This is a genomic window from Niallia sp. FSL W8-0177, assembly GCF_038006285.1.
GTDB lineage: Bacteria > Bacillota > Bacilli > Bacillales > Cytobacillaceae > Niallia > Niallia circulans_A.
Map to the genome: position 1 here is coordinate 2,996,644 of NZ_JBBOUX010000001.1, position 16,146 is coordinate 3,012,789.

Here is a 16,146-nt window from a genome sequence, read left to right on the forward strand (position 1 = left end):
GAAGGTTCTTCTGATTCGTTTATTTCAGAAGAACCTGTTTGACTATTTATGATTACACCTTACCCAAGATACTCTCCAGCTGTTAATAAATGTTTGGCAGCCTCTCTTTTCCTTGCAATGATTGGCTTTGGTGTGTATCTAGTATATTTCTTTAATACAGATAGTGCTAATCTAAGTTCATCACCGCTTAGCATATAGGCTAACGTATCTATCGCCTCTGTGATTACTTGCTGAAAAGCCTCTTGGCAATATATTTCGGTATATAATATTTTTTGTTTTTCTTCTTGCTCATTTTTCCCCATTGCCTTTTCCGTTCTTAGAATACAAGAATCCATCGCAAATACCGCATTAAAAATATTTGCTAGATTAACCATTATCTCTTGCTGCTCTTCCAATTTTTCTTTATATTTTTTCAGCATCATTCCAAATAGTAAGTAACTGATTTTTCTAGTATTGGAAAGAAGCATCTTTTCTTGGGATAATAACTTATCATCTGGCTCTTCCGGTAGAAAGGAGAGCATTTCCTTTTCCGTCATTTTTGCTAGTGCCAATAACGGGATTTCTCCTTTGACACTCTTTTTAGCCAAGGTAGGAGGGATTAATAAGCGATTAATCTCATTTGTTCCTTCAAAAATGCGGTTGATACGTGAATCACGATACATTCTAGCGATATCAAAATCTTCCATAAATCCATTGCCACCATGTAGCTGCACACATTCATCTACTACCATATCTAATACTTCCGATGCAAAAATTTTATTTAAGCTACACTCTATAACATATTCATTTATGATTTTCGCCATTATCGTCCATTCTATATCTGCATCTACTTCATCCATTGCTGTAGACAGTAATCCTGCTGTACGATAGACAGTGCTTTCTGCCGCATAAATATAGGAGGCCATTGTTGCATACTTTTCAAGCGTAAGCGGAAAATGAGATAATGGAACAGAAAACTGCACTCGCTTATCCGTGTAAGCAATCGTCTTTTTTAATGCTTCTTTACTAGCACCAATTGCTCCCAGACCAAGCTTATAGCGACCAATATTTAAAATATTTAATGCGATTAAATGACCTTTTCCAATCTCTCCTAACACATTTTCCACTGGTACTTCTACTTGATCAAAACGAACGGCGCAGGTGGAAGAACTCTTGATTCCTAATTTATTTTCTTCTTTCCCTATTGAAATACCTGGAAAGTCTTTTTCTACAATAAATGCAGTAAAATGTTCTGTGTTTACTTTTGCATAGACGATAAAGATATCGGCAATTCCTGAATTGGTAATCCACTGTTTTTCGCCAGTAAGTGAATAGTGTGTCCCTTCCTTATTTAAAACTGCTGTTGTTTTTATACTAAGAGCATCGGATCCCGCTGAAGGCTCCGTTAACGCATAGGAGGCGATTTTTTTACCAACGGCTAAATCCGGTAAATATTTTTCCTTCTGCTTCTTATTACCAAATAAAACAATTGGTAATGAACCAATCCCTATATGAGCCCCATGGGTTACAGAAAATCCGCCTGCAACAGCCATTTTTTCTGAAATAATGGCTGTACTGATTTTATCTAAACCCAAACCACCATATGGTTCTGGGATATCTGAACTTAACAGACCCAGTTCCCCTGCCTCTTCCATCAGCTGTTTTGTTATTGTAAATTGATGATTTTCCATCTCTGCCAAATGAGGTAGTACTTTTTTCTGAACAAACTCACTTGTCATTTCTGCAATCATCTCATGCTCTTCTGTATAATCCTCTGGGGTAAAAATTGCGTCTGCGGTGACCTGTTCCGTTAAAAAACTCCCACCCTTTTGCATAGTAATCCTATCCTTCCTTTCTCCACCACTTAATTTTTATGATAAAAATGTTATTCCTTTTTCGTCGTTAATGGTTTTCCTGTTTGCAATAGATAGAGCATTCTTTTTTGCGTCTCCTGCTGTTGTATTAATTGGATAAACGCTTCTCTCTCTAAATTTAATAAATAGTCCTCTTCCACTAATGCACCAAATTCTACACTGCCACCAGTAAGAACTATAGCAAGATTGCTGGCAATCTCGGCATCATATTCGGAGATAAAACCTATTTTTTTGAGCTTATCAACTTCTTGCATTAAGAAGTCATAACCCATTTTACCTGTAACCATAATCTTTTCTTTTTTAGCCGCTTGAAACTTTTCATCCGCTAATTGTAGAACCGCTTTTTTAGCATCTCTTAATAAAAATCGATCATTATTAGTTATCCCATCTCTCTCTGTTAAGAAGCCTAGTTCTTTCGCTTGAACGGCAGAGGTAGCTACCTTAGCAGTCAAAATGGTCTGAAATACTTCTGCAGTAAGCTGCAGCATTTCTTCTGGTAAAAGTTGTTGATTTTCCTTCCATTTATTGCAATATAAGGCTGTTGTTCCTCCACCGCCAGGGATAAGGCCTACCCCTGTTTCTACTAGTCCAAGATACGTTTCTAACGATGCTTGCACCTTATTTGCCGCCAGACAAATTTCTGCTCCTCCTCCTAATGTTCTTTGATAAGGGGCAGCTACAACTGGCTTCTGGCAATATTTTATGCGCTTCATTGCTTGCTGAAAACGGCGGACGGCTATCTGCAGCTCTACATTATCCTCATTTTGAGCTTCTAATAGCATTAAAGCTAAATTAGCCCCAAGACTAAAGTTCTTTTTTTCACTGCCAATAACCAGTCCTTTATATGCTTCTAACTCTACTTTTTCGATCGCCTTATCAATCATCACAAGAATGTCCATTCCAATGCTCATATTGGAGCTGTGTAATTCCAGTAATAATACTCCGTCTCCAATATCCATTAAACTTGCTCCATCATTGGAAAGAAGCACGCCTCTTTGCTTCTTCCATTCTTGTATGCATATTTGGTCCACGCTTTTTGGAATTGGCAGATATTTTCCTTGATGGTAATAATGTTCTACTCCATTAATCACTTTATAAAAAGATTCAAATCCTTGATCCAACATTTCTTTAATCCATCCAGGTATCTCCCGTGAATCTTTTTCCATTCGTTCTACTGTAGCTTTTAGTGCTAGTTCATCCCATAAACGAAAGGGCCCATTCCTCCAATTAAATCCAGACTGAACAGCTTGATCTATCTCATAAATAGAATCGGAAATCTCCCCAACCATTTTGGCTGAATATAGTAAAAATGGGGCTATTCCTTTCCAGAGAAATTGTGCTTTGGGATTTTTTTCTTCTAAGAATAGAGGAAGCGATCGATGATCTGCTTTCTTTTTTGTTCCAGTCAAATTTTTGTATGTCCACGTATGATAATCAAGAACTTGCAGCCCTTCTTCCGTTTTTCGGTAAAATCTCTTTTGCACCTTTCTGCCCAACATTTTTTTCTTGAGCATTTCTTCTAATAAAGCAGGAATTTGATACATCTCTATTTCTTCTGTATCATTCATTTTCCCTTGCATATTATGAATTACTTGATAAAAAGTATCTAAACCAACCATATCTAATGTATGAAAGGTGGCACTTTTCGGACGACCAATTAGTGGACCTGTTAATTGATCAACTTCTTCGATTGTTAAATCTTCCTTTATCATTTCTTTCACAATATTTAAAAAAGCAAAGGAGCCAATCCTATTTGCAATGAAGTTAGGAGTATCATTCGCTTTTACTACTACCTTTCCTAATTCTTCTTCCGCAAATTGACTGATGGTTTTTACAACATTTGGGGCGGTAACTTTAGTAGGAATGATTTCAAGTAATTTAATATAACGGGGTGGATTAAAAAAGTGTGTACCTAAAAAATGTGCTTGAAAATCTGGAGAAAGATTTTCTTTCATCTGGTTAATCGATATACCAGAAGTATTGCTACTGATAATAGATCCTTTTTTACGGTATTGATCTATCTTTTTAAAGAGCTCCTTCTTTATTTGCATATCTTCAATAATTGCTTCTACAATCCAATCCGATTCTCTTAATAAGTCAAAATCATCTTCTAGATTCCCAATTGTTAGTTGCGCTAAATTATTTAAAGATGTAAGCGGGCTTGGGGATTCTAACTTCATTCTTTCAATAGCAAGCCTACCAAATCGATTCCTCACAACCTCATCTTTTAATGTCAGTCCTGCTTCTATTTCTTCGGATAGTAACTTAGTTGGTACAATATCCAGCAGAACCGTAGAAATTCCTGCATTAAGAAATTGTGCTGCAATCGCTGCCCCCATAACTCCAGAACCAATAACCGCAGCTGATTTTATCTCTTTCACCATGCATCCTCCTTGAAAAAATGTATTAAAATTTGATGGAATTCAAATGGCTCTAAAACACACCATTACTCTTTGTACGTCCAAGTGACGTAATTTTTAACAAAAATTGTGGCAAATTATTCGTTTTTTCTCCATGCTGTGTACTCATTAAATAAAAAAAATAGGAAATGCTAGTAAGGAATGAGTAAAGGGAGGTGTATAAATAAATGGCTCGTCTTAAGAAGAACCCTTCTAAAGCAGGAGTTAGTGCGGCAAGTGTAAAAGGCAACGCTGGTCCAACAGTTGAAACAGATGGTGGCGGAAAAGTTAACAGTCAAAATAATCAATATAAAAAGCAATAGTTTAACAGGAGGTAGATTTTGATGCAGCAACAACAAAATAATATGACTCAACCTAACGGGATGATGATGAAACCACCTGTTATGGTAACAGTCAAAGATTCCCTTTACTTAACAGATATGCTTTCTTGGAATTTACTAGCAATGAAAAAAGCGCATTTTTTTGCTCAACATGCCCAAGATCCAACGATTAAATCACAGCTTGAAAAATGTGGACAAATGCATCAGCATCACTATGAAAGAATACTTAGTCACTTAGATGCTAACAGTCAGCCAATGGCACAGCAACAGCAATAGATTGTAACGAAAAAATTAGTGATTGTTTATTCAATTTGCTCATTCTGCTAAAGAGATTGCCAAACCTTTTTAAGTTGACTCTGCCTTTTGTAGAATGAGCACCTATTCTTCTTAAAGGACTTTGAATAAGCAATCATCTTACTAAAACAATGATTTTATGAGGGAGGAAAAAGAAAATGGATCAACAAAAACCAATTCAAAATCCTGAGTCACAGGTTCCAAAAACACCGCAAATGAATGATCGCGATTTTACAAACGACATGCTTTCAACAGAAAAATACATGACGGATGCTTATTCAACAGCTTTAAATGAAGCCAGTAATGAAACATTTTATCAAGATTTATTATCCATTTTTACCGAAACACAAAATATGCAAAGAGAATTGTATGATTTAATGTTTCAAAAAGGATGGTATAAGCTTGAAGCTGCTGAGCAACAAAAAATCCAGCAATCTTATCAACAATTCAAAGGATACAGTAACCAATTTCCATATGGAAACACCACTATTCAGTAAAACCCTCATTTTATCCACCCAAAACGACATCGTTATGGGTGGTATTTTTACGCTTTGTCCAGCTTTCTTTATAGCATATGTTTTATTTTTGATTTTGTTTTCTTATCTCATTCATTTTTTTAATTTCTGATACAATTTGAACAATTGTTTGTTTCCCATCAGGGAATTTAGCATTCCAATGCTTTACTAAGCCTGGCATATTTTTGGACATATAAGTATAGAGCATCCATACTTGCACTTTTTCCTTTAATTCCTCATTTTCTTCTCCAAGAAGTAATTCCGTATAATTACTCAACAAGGAGTCAAATTCCTCTTGAAATTTCTCGTCCAATTTTCTTCTCTCCCTTCTATTTTCATTGACAACATGATGGAATTGTTTTATTATAAGAGTACACCTAATGATAATGATTATCAATATCATTAACTTCCCATAATTAATATTCTTTCCTTTTCTTTCCCCCTCATTTAAAGAATCGAGAAAGAATACACAAAAAGAGGCTGCTTCCCTGTCAGCCTCTTTTTGTCGTTACATAAAAACCGTTATTCATCACTAGAAAACATATATTTTTTATAATGATATCGAATGGAAAAAATCAATCCCATCGAAAGCATATTTCCCATCAAAGAACTACCTCCATAGCTTATAAAAGGAAGTGGTATCCCGGTAATAGGAAGAATCCCTACCGTCATCCCAATATTTTGGAAAACATGGAAACAAAGCATACTAATAATCCCTACACTCATACATGTATAAAAAGTATTTTTTGTTTCTAAGGCCACTTTTGTTATGTGATAAATAAGCAAGAAAAATAAACTAATGATAATACTTGCTCCAATGAAGCCAAATTCCTCGCCGACTACACTAAAAATAAAATCAGTGTGATTTTCTGGAAGCACTACTTCACTTGTGCCAACACCCTTTCCTGTTGTCTGGCCCGAACCAATTGCAAGCAAAGACTGGGTTAAGTGGTAACCCGTTGTACTTTGGTATGTATAGGGATCTAACCAGGAATAAATTCTTCCCATCTGATACTCCTTCACTCCAAAATACATGGTGATCCAATCTGGATGCCAAATAACAAGGTATAGGACAGCTGTTGCAATCACAGCAAAACTAGAAAAAATCGGCGTCAAGATCTTCCACGAAATACCAGATATAAAAATCATCCCCAGCATAATAGCAAGAAAAACTAAGGAGGTTCCCAAATCAGGCTGCTTCATGACAAGAAGAAGCGGAAATGCTGTTACAGCTCCAATTTTAAATAAGAGAAAAAAGTCACTTTGTATCGTCTTTACTATATACTTTTCCTGATGATCTACAATGATTCTCGATAGTGCCAGTACTAAAAATACCTTTACAAACTCAGAAGGCTGCAGAGAAAAACCAGGTAAAGTGAACCAACTTTTTGCACCATTAATTTCTCGGGCAATACTGGGCGGTGCTAATATAAGCAATACCAATAAGAAAAGACCAAAAGCATACAGATACCAGGTCAGTTTCTTCAACTGGTCCGAATCTAAACGAATTACTCCAATAATAATACCTATACCAACTACATAATACATAACTTGCTTTAACACATAGGATGAGTTTGCTCCATATATAGCAATAAGGCTAGTTAAACATAGAAGCATTAATATTAGAACAAGTGTATAATCTATTTTCGATGAATTTTTTGGGGACATTTTGTCATTGCTCCTTGTTCAGTAAAACTTTTAACAGGTTATCATTCTTCAATTCATAAATAATCATTTTTTACCATTTTATATTTACCCCCAAATGAATAGGGTCACACACACACATTTACAATTCTCCATTATATTTGTATTTGCATGAAATAACAACTTTCGACAATCATTTTTATAAAATTATTTATTTTGATTTCTAACTTTAACCAAATTAATAAAAAACTGTTTAAAATGTCATATAACTTACTCTTTTTATTTTCCCCCAAAAAAAGAGAATGATCAAAATAGCTCCACTCCTAGAAAAATATTCTGGGATGTTAACTACTACTTTGACCACTCTCTTATTTAAGCTTCTACATGTATCGTTTTCGTCAACTCCACTAAATCGTCTGCGATTTTAGCTAATGATTTAGTAGAAGAAGTAATTTCTTCCATTGCCGCCAATTGTTCCTGAGAGGCTTCTGACACGTTCATTGAATTTTGACTGTTTTCCTTAGCAATGCCACTAACTTGATCCACCGAACCTGCAACCTCAACTATATTCGTAGAAATATTATGTGCAGCCTCTAAAATACTTTCCATTTGCTGACTCATGGATAACATTGATTCCGAAATTATCGTAAACTTTTCTTTAGTATCATTGGTAATATTAATGCCGTCTTTTACTTCCTCTGTCACTCGTTTCATTGTTTTAACAGAAGATAGAGTATCTTTTTGAATTTCATTCACTAGAACTGCGATTTGCTTAGCGGACTGATTGGACTGTTCTGCCAATTTCCTTACTTCTTCTGCTACTACTGCAAAGCCTTTTCCTGCTTCACCAGCCCTAGCAGCTTCGATGGCTGCATTTAATGCCAATAAATTTGTCTGATCAGCAATTTCTGTTATAACATTTAAGAATTGACCAATCTCCTGGGAACGCTCTTGCAATAATACAATAGAGTCATTCGATTCTTGCACTGAATTTTGAATTAAACTCATTTGCGTTACAGTATTATCAACAACTGCTTGTCCTTCTTTAGCTTTCAATACAGTATTATGGGTGCTTTTCACCATATCCTCTGTATTCTTCGCAATATCTTTAATTTCATTATTCACAACAGCAACCGAATCAACAATGAAATCCATTCCTTTTGTCTGCTCTTCAGAACCAGCAGCAACACTTTGAATGGCAGCTGAAATCTGCTCTGATACATGGTTTGTTTCTACTGTATTAGCAGTCAGCTTTTCGGCAGAAGCATTTATGTGTTCAGATGTTTCATTCACTTTTTGTACTAAGTTGCGAATAAACTCTTTCATCAAAATAAACGCATCTGTTAGATGGCCAATTTCATCATTAGAAGTTTTATGAATTTCAATCTCTAATTCGCCTTCTGTAATTTTCTTTATTGAATACAATAATTTCTTAAGAGGAGAAATTATGATTCTTCGTGTAAATAATGCAACAATCACTGTTACAAAAATTAAATTAATGACAGTATTAACAAAAATACTGAATTCTTGTGGGAAGACGCCGGCTTCCAGAATCATCTCATTAAGCTTAAAGGATATCATGGTGCTAAATAATGTAGCAAAAAAGATAATGACAATCATTTTTGTACGTAAACTGCGAAAAATACTTCGTTTCTTCATATGAGTTCCCCTTCTAATTTAATAGTTATATATACCTGTTCTTATATCGCGTAAAACCCTATAAATTATGTAATAAGATCTATATACATAGATATCACAAACAAAAAATAGTTGTTTATACCCATTTTACAAAAAATAGTGTATTTAAGCAATTTTTATCCTTTTCTAAAAAAAAAGGAGTATAGCCAAACGTACGGCTATACCCAAAGTGAGAGGAGGTTATGGGGTTACGGTATAAAGAATATGCTGTGCATTCAGCTTCTAAGAAGGTGATACAAGCTATTCTTTATACTTATTAGATATGCTTTTTTATAAAATCAGTGAGGGCTTATCCCCTTTATCGATAAAAAAGGGCAATCATCCTTTTGCGTTTTTAGCGGTAGTATATTTCATCATTCGGACATATACTACATTATAAAGATTAGCGGAAAGAAGGTTCTAAATGAAAAACACCTTATATGTAAACTCCATCATCCATTGTTGTTTGTTGACTGTCTTTGCGACGACTCTTTTTTATATACTGACTGGTTTATCCGTTTTTACTATTGCCTCCTTGATTTCAGGGGTGTTAGTAGCCTTCATTAGTTTATTAGAAGAAGAGGTCATCCATAAGAAAATCCATGATGAACATTGACTTTATTTTTTTAAAAATAATTTACTCTTTTATGTATAAAAAAAGAAAAAGGGGTCCACAATGATACTACAAAGTGTAATTCCCCCTTTTGTTTAGAGCTGTTTCAGATTAATTCTCGCTTTTGAGATATTCCTGATCAGCTCTTTTTTTTATTGAATTAATTGAAGAAATTGTCGCGTCCTTGCTTCTTTTGGCTCAGAAAAGATTTCATGCGGGCTACCTTTCTCTACAATATAGCCACCATCCATGAAAATCACTTCGTCCGCAACTTCTTTCGCAAATTTCATTTCATGTGTAACGATAATCATCGTCATGCCTTCATTTGCAAGTTGTTTTATTACTTTTAAAACTTCTCCAACAAGCTCTGGATCCAACGCAGATGTTGGTTCATCGAATAACATTACTTCTGGTTCCATCGCAAGCGCTCTGGCAATGCCAACTCGCTGCTGCTGCCCGCCTGACAGTTGAAATGGGTAAAAGTCGATTTTATCCCCCAGTCCTACTTTATTTAGTAAATCTGCCGCTTTCATTCTTGTCTTTTCTTTTGATTGCTTTTTCACCGTGATGGGACCTTCCATCACATTCTCAATGGCAGTTTTATGGGGAAAAAGATTGTAGCTTTGAAAAACCATACCTGTTAATTTCCGAAAATCTGTTATAGCCTTTTTCGTTACTTTCGTCGAGAAATCCAATTGCTTATTCTCTATTGTAATATGACCACTAGTTGGTATTTCTAATATGTTTAAACATCGAAGCATCGTCGTTTTTCCTGATCCTGAAGGACCAATAACAACAATGACTTTCCCTTTTTCCACTTCTAAATTTATGTCCTTTAATACTTGTAAATCGCCAAAATGCTTGGACAACCCTTTAATTGAAATCATGATGCTCGCTCCTTCTTCTATCGATTATTTTAGTCTTCCTGCCTAATAGAAGCTTTTTTATTTACTCAAGTGACGGCCGAATCGATTTTCCAGTCCTTGCTGGATAATAGAAAGAGGGAAACAAATAAGCCAATACAATAGGGCTACCTCTGAATATAGCAATAAGAACTCATAATTCGTACTTGCGATTTCCTGTGCCTTTCGAAACATTTCTGTTACGAGAATTAAGGCTGCTAGAGACGAATCTTTAATTAAACTGATAAATGTATTAGATAATGGTGGAATCGAAACACGTGCAGCCTGTGGCAAAATAATTCTTTTTAAATTTTGAACATAGCTCATCCCAATGGAATAGCCAGCTTCCCATTGCCCATTAGGGATACTCAAAATGGATCCTCTCACAATTTCCGATCCATACGCTCCAACACTTAATGAAAAACCTATAATAGCTGCTACAAAAGGTTCGAGCGTAATACCAACATTGGGCAACCCATAAAAAATAATGAAAAGCTGTACGAGTAATGGTGTTCCGCGAATGATGGAAACATAGATTCCAGCAATCACTTTAAAAATTTTTATACTGGATAATCTAGCTAAAGCGGTTAATACAGCTAAAATTATCCCAATAATAAAGGATATAATGGATAGTGGTATCGTATATAAAATAGCCCCCTTCACCAAAGGGAGAAGGGAACTAACTGCTATATCATAATATCGTTGGAATGCTTCTGGGTCAGTAAAAATGCTATTTAAGTACATCTTCTCCGAACCATTTCTCAGATATTGATTTATACGTACCATCATCAACCATTTCTTTAAGTGCTTTATTTACCGCTTCAACTAACGTATCATTTCCTTGTCTAAACATTAAACCACTATGCGCTACATCATCAGCAGTATCGACAATTTTAACTTTTACATCAGGTTTTTGCTTTTTAAAATCTAAGAAAGATAATTTATCATTAACGGTAACATCTACTCGTTTGGCATTAAGAAGTTCAATCGCTTGATTAAACCCATCCACTCCAACTAGCTCTGCGCCATTCGTTTTGGCGATTTCCGCATAATTACTTGTTAATGATTGTGCTGACTTTAATCCCTTCATATCTTTAAAACTTTTCACATCTGAATCTTCTCTTGTGATAAGAACAGCAGCAGAAGAAATATAAGGATCAGAAAATGCATACTTTGCTTTTCTTTCATCATTAATCCCTACTTGGTTCGCAATCATATCAAAACGCTTTGCATCAAGGCCTGCAAACATAGCATCCCATTGTGTTTCCTTAAATTCTGCTTTCACGCCTAAACGTTTTGCCACTTCTTGTGAAATTTCCACATCAAATCCAGTTAACTTCCCAGAATTATCATGAAAAGTAAAGGGAGGGTATGTACCTTCCGTACCAACTATTAATGTGCCCTTATCTTTAATTTGTGCCAATAAATCAGTGTTGTTATCAGCTTTTTTATCTGCAGAATCTTTTGATCCCTTATCTGAATTGCTACCACAAGCAGCTAATACAATGGTAAGACTTACTAATAAACTTAACAATATACTAAATTTTCTCATATCATTCCTCCTTATTCCGATAAGACTTGTCAGCAATAGCTATCATAGTATAGGGGATTACCATTTGTCAAAGCATTGATTCTCCTTTTTATTTTCACCAAAAGTTCTGACATTAACCATGTGGATTATATCCATTTGATACCAAAAAAAGTGACCTTTTAAACGGTCACTTTTTTCCAATTATATAAAAATAAATAAATGCATTATGCTGCCGGCTTTCTAAAAACAAGTGGATGATATCGATGTAATTTCCCTTCATAGACTTTTTGCATTTTGTATTCATCTAATAAATCATAAGGGGTCATTAAACATGGAGGCTTATTAAAAAATAGAACACCACTGTCATGCAAAATCGATGCAACAAATTGCGAACAAAAATAAGCATTTTTACGATTATATGGGATTTTTAGTAAAATAAATAAAAGCCCAAGTAAATTGTATCGATAATTGCTTTGTTCTTTCTCCATCTGCTCAATTTTATTCTTCATTTTTTCATATTGTGTTTGCGTCACAGAAATGGAATAAATAATACACCTACTGTTTCGAAAAAAACTATGCTGCACATTTTCCTTCACAAATCCCCCGATAAATGGATTGCTTGGCTTTCTTCTTCCAAAACTATAAACTTCATTTAATTGCGGATCAAAAGAAATAGATGCATGATTATGGGGCTTTCTTGTAAAAAATTTAATACAACGTGTAAATAAAGTGCCTGTATCCGTTAAAATAATATATACATTTCTTTCAGTCACACAAACACCCCTCCTTCACATTATAATTTTCTTATCGAAATAGCTGCTTCCTTTGTAAACACTTTTAAGCAAAAGTTATAATCTTTAAGACTCCTCTTTGATATCATATAGAGTTAACCGCCGACTGGAAACAAACTCTTGTATTATTTTTATCTACGTCTTTAGACTTAAAAAAGTTACATAAAAAGCATACTTACTTAGAAAGATAATAATTCTCTATAAGTAAGTGTGCCTTATTTAAAAAATCATGCTTTCTTTGCCAGTTTTCAACTCTAGCACAGTATCTGTGTAACCACAATTCCCCTATACTTCGTTCTCATTGAGTAATGGTGATTCAGCTCTTCCCATAATCATTTGGTAATCTGGAAGAATCGGCAAGGAACCAACCTTTGTTGCTACTATTGCCCCCAACCTATTGGCTTGATCTATATAAGACTCCATCTCTTTTTTACAAGCTGGAAATCCCTTTTCATAAATACAAGCAAGAATCGTTGCCATAAACGCATCGCCTGAACCATTCGTATCTATTGCCTTTATCACCTTTCCAGCCATTTGGACTTTTTCCTCGTATAATTGTCCAATTGCCCCTTTCTCACCCAAAGTAATTAACTTGAAAGGTATTTGGAACTTCTCCAAATTTGCTAAGCCTTTCTCTACCGATTGAATCTCTAATAAAAAGAGAAGTTCTTCTTTTGACATTTTTAGGATATCTACAAAAGACAAAAATTCCATGATCACTTGTCTACATTCCTCTTCATTATTCCATCTTTTAATCCGAATATTTGCATCAAAAGCAATGATTAAGCCTTTTTTCTTTGCGATTTCAATCGCCTTCTTTGTTGCTACTCTTGCACTTGGATGAAAGAGTGTCCCAGAACCAAAATAAAAGATCGATTTATTTTCAAAAGATGATTCCTTAAGATCTGATTCTAATACCACTTCATTCGGCGTTTCATTTTCATATTTATGAAACTCTCTCTCTCCAGATGCATCTAAATGAACATATACTTTCGATATTTGCTTGGTTGGTGTACGAACGCTGTCTTTAAGATTTATTTTTTCTTTTAACATTTCCTTTTCGACAAATTGGCTATCTTCTCCACTTCCTAGTTTCGTAAGATAAAAACTAGGAATAGCAAATCTACTGATATGTACTGCAACATTCACAGAAGCTCCCCCTAAACTTCTTTCAAAACAATTATTATCACTCGATTGTGAAACATAATCGATAAACGCATCGCCAAGAGACAGGATTCCTTTTCGTTCCATTTCGTGATTCTTCCTCTCTATCTTTTTCTATCTTTCTAGTATATCTTCTTTTATTTCTTTCGCTAATATTAATTAATGAAACTTCTGTATTTCTTTCTACGTTATACTTTATGTATTTTTCCATCAAAAAAATGGAATTTACAACTAAGTCTAATTTTATATTCAATATATCATTCAGCTTTTGCTAAAATTTTGATATGATAGATAGGCGTATGTTTTCGAGTAAGAATATAATTTGGGAATGAATGGATAAAATAGGAGTGAAAAAATGTTGGATAATTTATGGGATTTAATAGTTGCCTTTATTTTGGGCATAGTAGAAGGTTTGACGGAATTTGCACCTGTATCATCAACTGGACATATGATACTAGTCGATGATTTATGGTTAAAGTCAGGGGAAATTTTTTCACCTGAAGTAGCTAATACCTTTAAAGTTGTTATTCAATTAGGATCGATTTTGGCAGTAGTAATCATCTTTAAAGATCGTTTCTTAAATATTCTTGGTTTGAAAAAAACAATTAATGGTGAAAAAGTAGTCGGACATAAATTAAGCTTAGTACAAGTTATTATTGGGTTAATTCCAGCTGCTGTTTTAGGACTTCTTTTTAATGATTACATAGATGAACATCTATTTAATTTTAAAACGGTTATATATGCTTTAATTGTGGGTGCAATCCTAATGATTATCGCAGACTTTACGCAAAAGAAGAAGAAACCAACCACGACTTCGTTGGATCAAATTACAAATAAGCAAGCATTTTTTATTGGTTTATTTCAATGTATCGCCCTATGGCCAGGCTTTTCAAGATCTGGATCAACGATATCTGGCGGTGTACTGATGGGGCTAAGCCACCGGGTAGCAGCTGACTTTACCTTTATCATGGCAGTACCGATTATGGCTGGTGCAAGCTTTATCTCTTTACTAAAAAATTGGGAATACATCACATCTGCTGCTCTCCCATTCTTTATCGTTGGATTTATCAGTGCGTTTATTTTCGCATTAATTTCTATACGATTCTTCTTAAAGCTAATCGATCGAATTAAATTAACACCATTTGCGATTTATCGTATTGTGCTTGCTATCATTATCATTGTTGTGTTTATTTAATAATATTTATAAACAAAAAGTCATCTCCTCTGAGATGACTTTTTGTTTATGTCCACCTATTTTTCTTTATGGATTCTTTTCGTTGTTTTTCACTCTTCACTTCTAATATATCTAACAAGAATATAAAAATCGGAATGCCTACAATTAATCCCCATACTCCAAAGAAGTGTTCGGAAAATATTAAAACAATAAATGTGAAAAAAACTGGTAAATCGGTCTTAGAAGACATTAATTTAGGATTTAATATATATGCTTCAAGCGCATGAATTACCACAATTAAGATAACAATTGAAATGACATGTGATATTCCTCCGACCGTGTAACCGATAATACATAATGGGATAGAGGAAATAATAACCCCGGCAACTGGTATTAGACCTAGTAAGAAAATCATAATACCTAATCCAAATAATTGAGGAAAGCCTAAGAAATACAAAGCAGTGGTCGTTAACACACAATTAATAAGAGCGATTATAAATTGTGCTTCTATTACTTTTCCAAAGGTTGCCACAAATTTCTTACAGAAATATTTACATTCAAAATAAATGGATGCTATTTTACTTGTATGAAAACGAGTAGCAAACACCCGTAATCTTTCTTTTTCCAACAAAAAGAATAGGCTTAATACTATCGCCATAAACACTTGAAGCAGATTTCCCCATATATTTGTAAAATACTTAAATATAAAGGTAAAGCCCTGATGTAAATAGGTCGTTACACTAAGATTATTTATTGTATTAACTATAAAATTCAAGACTGCATTGTCATGTGGCTGCATATAAAAGTCTGTGATTTGGATAACCAAAATCGAGATTTGCTGGATGACAACAGGTAAATAGGTGGAAATCCCATATATGAGCAAAAATAACACAGTAAAATATAGCAAAATAACTGCAATCGTTCGTTTTATCGCAAATTTGCTTGTAAAAAACTGAACAAGTCGATCCATTAAGTAAGAAAATATAAAAGTAAATAAAATGAGATTTACCATACTACGTACAAAGTAAAGGATCAAACCAATTAAAAACAAAATTAAAAATCTTTTTACTGCTTTTTTTTGAAAAAAATGAAGCAACATCTCCATGCATAAGACTCCTGACGATTTAAAATACCTAACTACAATAAAATTTCCTTTCTTTATCCTTTATTATTAATCCAAAAATGAAAAATAACAAGAAAAAATGTTTGTTTTTTCACAGATTAATTTCAATTCCATTATCTAAAGAA

General features: G+C 34.3%; 16 protein-coding genes. 5 read left to right on the forward strand and 11 right to left on the reverse strand.

The genetic code is table 11. The features are described from left to right. Positions 1-59: 59 nt before the first annotated feature. Positions 60-1,814, reverse strand: a complete 1,755-nt coding sequence (locus tag NST77_RS14855; protein WP_341123150.1) for an acyl-CoA dehydrogenase family protein — start codon at positions 1,812-1,814, stop codon at positions 60-62. Positions 1,815-1,864: 50 nt separating this feature from the next. After that, positions 1,865-4,237, reverse strand: coding sequence for a 3-hydroxyacyl-CoA dehydrogenase/enoyl-CoA hydratase family protein (locus NST77_RS14860; protein WP_341123151.1), 2,373 nt, complete (start codon positions 4,235-4,237; stop codon positions 1,865-1,867). A gap of 203 nt (positions 4,238-4,440) precedes the next feature. On the opposite strand from NST77_RS14860, the gene NST77_RS14865 reads away from it, so the two are divergent. The 3 genes from NST77_RS14865 to NST77_RS14875 all read left to right on the forward strand — a co-directional run bounded on the left by NST77_RS14865 (position 4,441) and on the right by NST77_RS14875 (position 5,384). Continuing rightward, the gene (locus NST77_RS14865) at positions 4,441-4,575 is read left to right on the forward strand and encodes a YuzL family protein (RefSeq protein ID WP_082138326.1); all 135 of its coding nucleotides are present in this window, start codon (positions 4,441-4,443) and stop codon (positions 4,573-4,575) included. Between the two features lie 21 nt (positions 4,576-4,596). Beyond that, positions 4,597-4,869 carry a hypothetical protein gene (locus NST77_RS14870; RefSeq protein WP_095330478.1) on the forward strand — a complete coding sequence of 91 codons (273 nt, stop codon included), beginning with the start codon at positions 4,597-4,599 and terminating at the stop codon, positions 4,867-4,869. Between the two features lie 176 nt (positions 4,870-5,045). Next, complete coding sequence (locus NST77_RS14875) at positions 5,046-5,384, forward strand: spore coat protein (protein WP_095330477.1); 339 nt, start codon at positions 5,046-5,048, stop codon at positions 5,382-5,384. A gap of 82 nt (positions 5,385-5,466) precedes the next feature. On the opposite strand, the gene NST77_RS14880 is transcribed toward NST77_RS14875, so the two are convergent. The 3 genes from NST77_RS14880 to NST77_RS14890 form a co-directional block, all read right to left on the reverse strand. Beyond that, positions 5,467-5,715: a DUF2573 family protein gene (locus NST77_RS14880; RefSeq protein WP_095330476.1), complete on the reverse strand. Its 249-nt coding sequence runs from the start codon at positions 5,713-5,715 to the stop codon at positions 5,467-5,469. Positions 5,716-5,924: 209 nt separating this feature from the next. After that, positions 5,925-7,070, reverse strand: coding sequence for a rod shape-determining protein RodA (gene rodA / locus NST77_RS14885; RefSeq protein WP_095330475.1), 1,146 nt, complete (start codon positions 7,068-7,070; stop codon positions 5,925-5,927). Positions 7,071-7,418: 348 nt separating this feature from the next. Continuing rightward, on the reverse strand, positions 7,419-8,705 hold the full coding sequence (locus tag NST77_RS14890) for a methyl-accepting chemotaxis protein (protein ID WP_123260639.1): 1,287 nt from the start codon (positions 8,703-8,705) through the stop codon (positions 7,419-7,421). Positions 8,706-9,147: 442 nt separating this feature from the next. On the opposite strand from NST77_RS14890, the gene NST77_RS14895 reads away from it, so the two are divergent. Then, a complete protein-coding gene (locus NST77_RS14895; RefSeq protein ID WP_123260638.1) occupies positions 9,148-9,339 on the forward strand; it encodes a hypothetical protein in 192 nt (63 codons plus the stop codon). Between the two features lie 149 nt (positions 9,340-9,488). Here the strand turns inward: NST77_RS14895 and NST77_RS14900 are convergent, their stop codons facing one another. The 5 genes from NST77_RS14900 to NST77_RS14920 form a co-directional block, all read right to left on the reverse strand. Next, the gene (locus tag NST77_RS14900; protein ID WP_095330473.1) at positions 9,489-10,223 is read right to left on the reverse strand and encodes an amino acid ABC transporter ATP-binding protein; all 735 of its coding nucleotides are present in this window, start codon (positions 10,221-10,223) and stop codon (positions 9,489-9,491) included. 57 nt (positions 10,224-10,280) lie between these two features. Next, entirely contained in the window at positions 10,281-10,982 is a 702-nt protein-coding gene (locus NST77_RS14905; RefSeq protein WP_095330472.1) for an amino acid ABC transporter permease, read from the reverse strand. Further along, the gene (locus tag NST77_RS14910) at positions 10,969-11,790 is read right to left on the reverse strand and encodes an amino acid ABC transporter substrate-binding protein (RefSeq protein ID WP_095330471.1); all 822 of its coding nucleotides are present in this window, start codon (positions 11,788-11,790) and stop codon (positions 10,969-10,971) included. Before NST77_RS14910 ends, NST77_RS14905 begins: the two co-directional genes overlap by 14 nt. Before the next feature lie 203 nt (positions 11,791-11,993). Further along, on the reverse strand, positions 11,994-12,542 hold the full coding sequence (locus NST77_RS14915; RefSeq protein WP_163187811.1) for a hypothetical protein: 549 nt from the start codon (positions 12,540-12,542) through the stop codon (positions 11,994-11,996). Between the two features lie 303 nt (positions 12,543-12,845). Next, a complete protein-coding gene (locus NST77_RS14920) occupies positions 12,846-13,811 on the reverse strand; it encodes a PfkB family carbohydrate kinase (protein WP_123258163.1) in 966 nt (321 codons plus the stop codon). Between the two features lie 268 nt (positions 13,812-14,079). Here NST77_RS14920 and NST77_RS14925 point away from each other — a divergent pair, with 268 nt between their 5' ends. Continuing rightward, entirely contained in the window at positions 14,080-14,919 is an 840-nt protein-coding gene (locus NST77_RS14925; protein WP_171509900.1) for an undecaprenyl-diphosphate phosphatase, read from the forward strand. 46 nt (positions 14,920-14,965) lie between these two features. On the opposite strand, the gene NST77_RS14930 is transcribed toward NST77_RS14925, so the two are convergent. Beyond that, positions 14,966-16,003 carry an AI-2E family transporter gene (locus tag NST77_RS14930; protein WP_095330456.1) on the reverse strand — a complete coding sequence of 346 codons (1,038 nt, stop codon included), beginning with the start codon at positions 16,001-16,003 and terminating at the stop codon, positions 14,966-14,968. Between the last annotated feature and the right edge of the window lie 143 nt (positions 16,004-16,146).

What these genes read in the sequence shown, in the direction of transcription:
- NST77_RS14930 (WP_095330456.1), bottom strand. Translation starts at nt 16,003, where the DNA reads ATGGAGATGTTGCTTCATTTTTTTCAAAAAAAAGCAGTAAAAAGATTT.
- NST77_RS14860 (WP_341123151.1), bottom strand. Translation starts at nt 4,237, where the DNA reads ATGGTGAAAGAGATAAAATCAGCTGCGGTTATTGGTTCTGGAGTTATG.
- NST77_RS14865 (WP_082138326.1), top strand. Translation starts at nt 4,441, where the DNA reads ATGGCTCGTCTTAAGAAGAACCCTTCTAAAGCAGGAGTTAGTGCGGCA.
- NST77_RS14875 (WP_095330477.1), top strand. Translation starts at nt 5,046, where the DNA reads ATGGATCAACAAAAACCAATTCAAAATCCTGAGTCACAGGTTCCAAAA.
- NST77_RS14900 (WP_095330473.1), bottom strand. Translation starts at nt 10,223, where the DNA reads ATGATTTCAATTAAAGGGTTGTCCAAGCATTTTGGCGATTTACAAGTA.
- NST77_RS14855 (WP_341123150.1), bottom strand. Translation starts at nt 1,814, where the DNA reads ATGCAAAAGGGTGGGAGTTTTTTAACGGAACAGGTCACCGCAGACGCA.
- NST77_RS14895 (WP_123260638.1), top strand. Translation starts at nt 9,148, where the DNA reads ATGAAAAACACCTTATATGTAAACTCCATCATCCATTGTTGTTTGTTG.
- NST77_RS14925 (WP_171509900.1), top strand. Translation starts at nt 14,080, where the DNA reads ATGTTGGATAATTTATGGGATTTAATAGTTGCCTTTATTTTGGGCATA.
- NST77_RS14905 (WP_095330472.1), bottom strand. Translation starts at nt 10,982, where the DNA reads ATGTACTTAAATAGCATTTTTACTGACCCAGAAGCATTCCAACGATAT.
- rodA (WP_095330475.1), bottom strand. Translation starts at nt 7,070, where the DNA reads ATGTCCCCAAAAAATTCATCGAAAATAGATTATACACTTGTTCTAATA.
- NST77_RS14920 (WP_123258163.1), bottom strand. Translation starts at nt 13,811, where the DNA reads ATGGAACGAAAAGGAATCCTGTCTCTTGGCGATGCGTTTATCGATTAT.
- NST77_RS14890 (WP_123260639.1), bottom strand. Translation starts at nt 8,705, where the DNA reads ATGAAGAAACGAAGTATTTTTCGCAGTTTACGTACAAAAATGATTGTC.
- NST77_RS14910 (WP_095330471.1), bottom strand. Translation starts at nt 11,790, where the DNA reads ATGAGAAAATTTAGTATATTGTTAAGTTTATTAGTAAGTCTTACCATT.
- NST77_RS14870 (WP_095330478.1), top strand. Translation starts at nt 4,597, where the DNA reads ATGCAGCAACAACAAAATAATATGACTCAACCTAACGGGATGATGATG.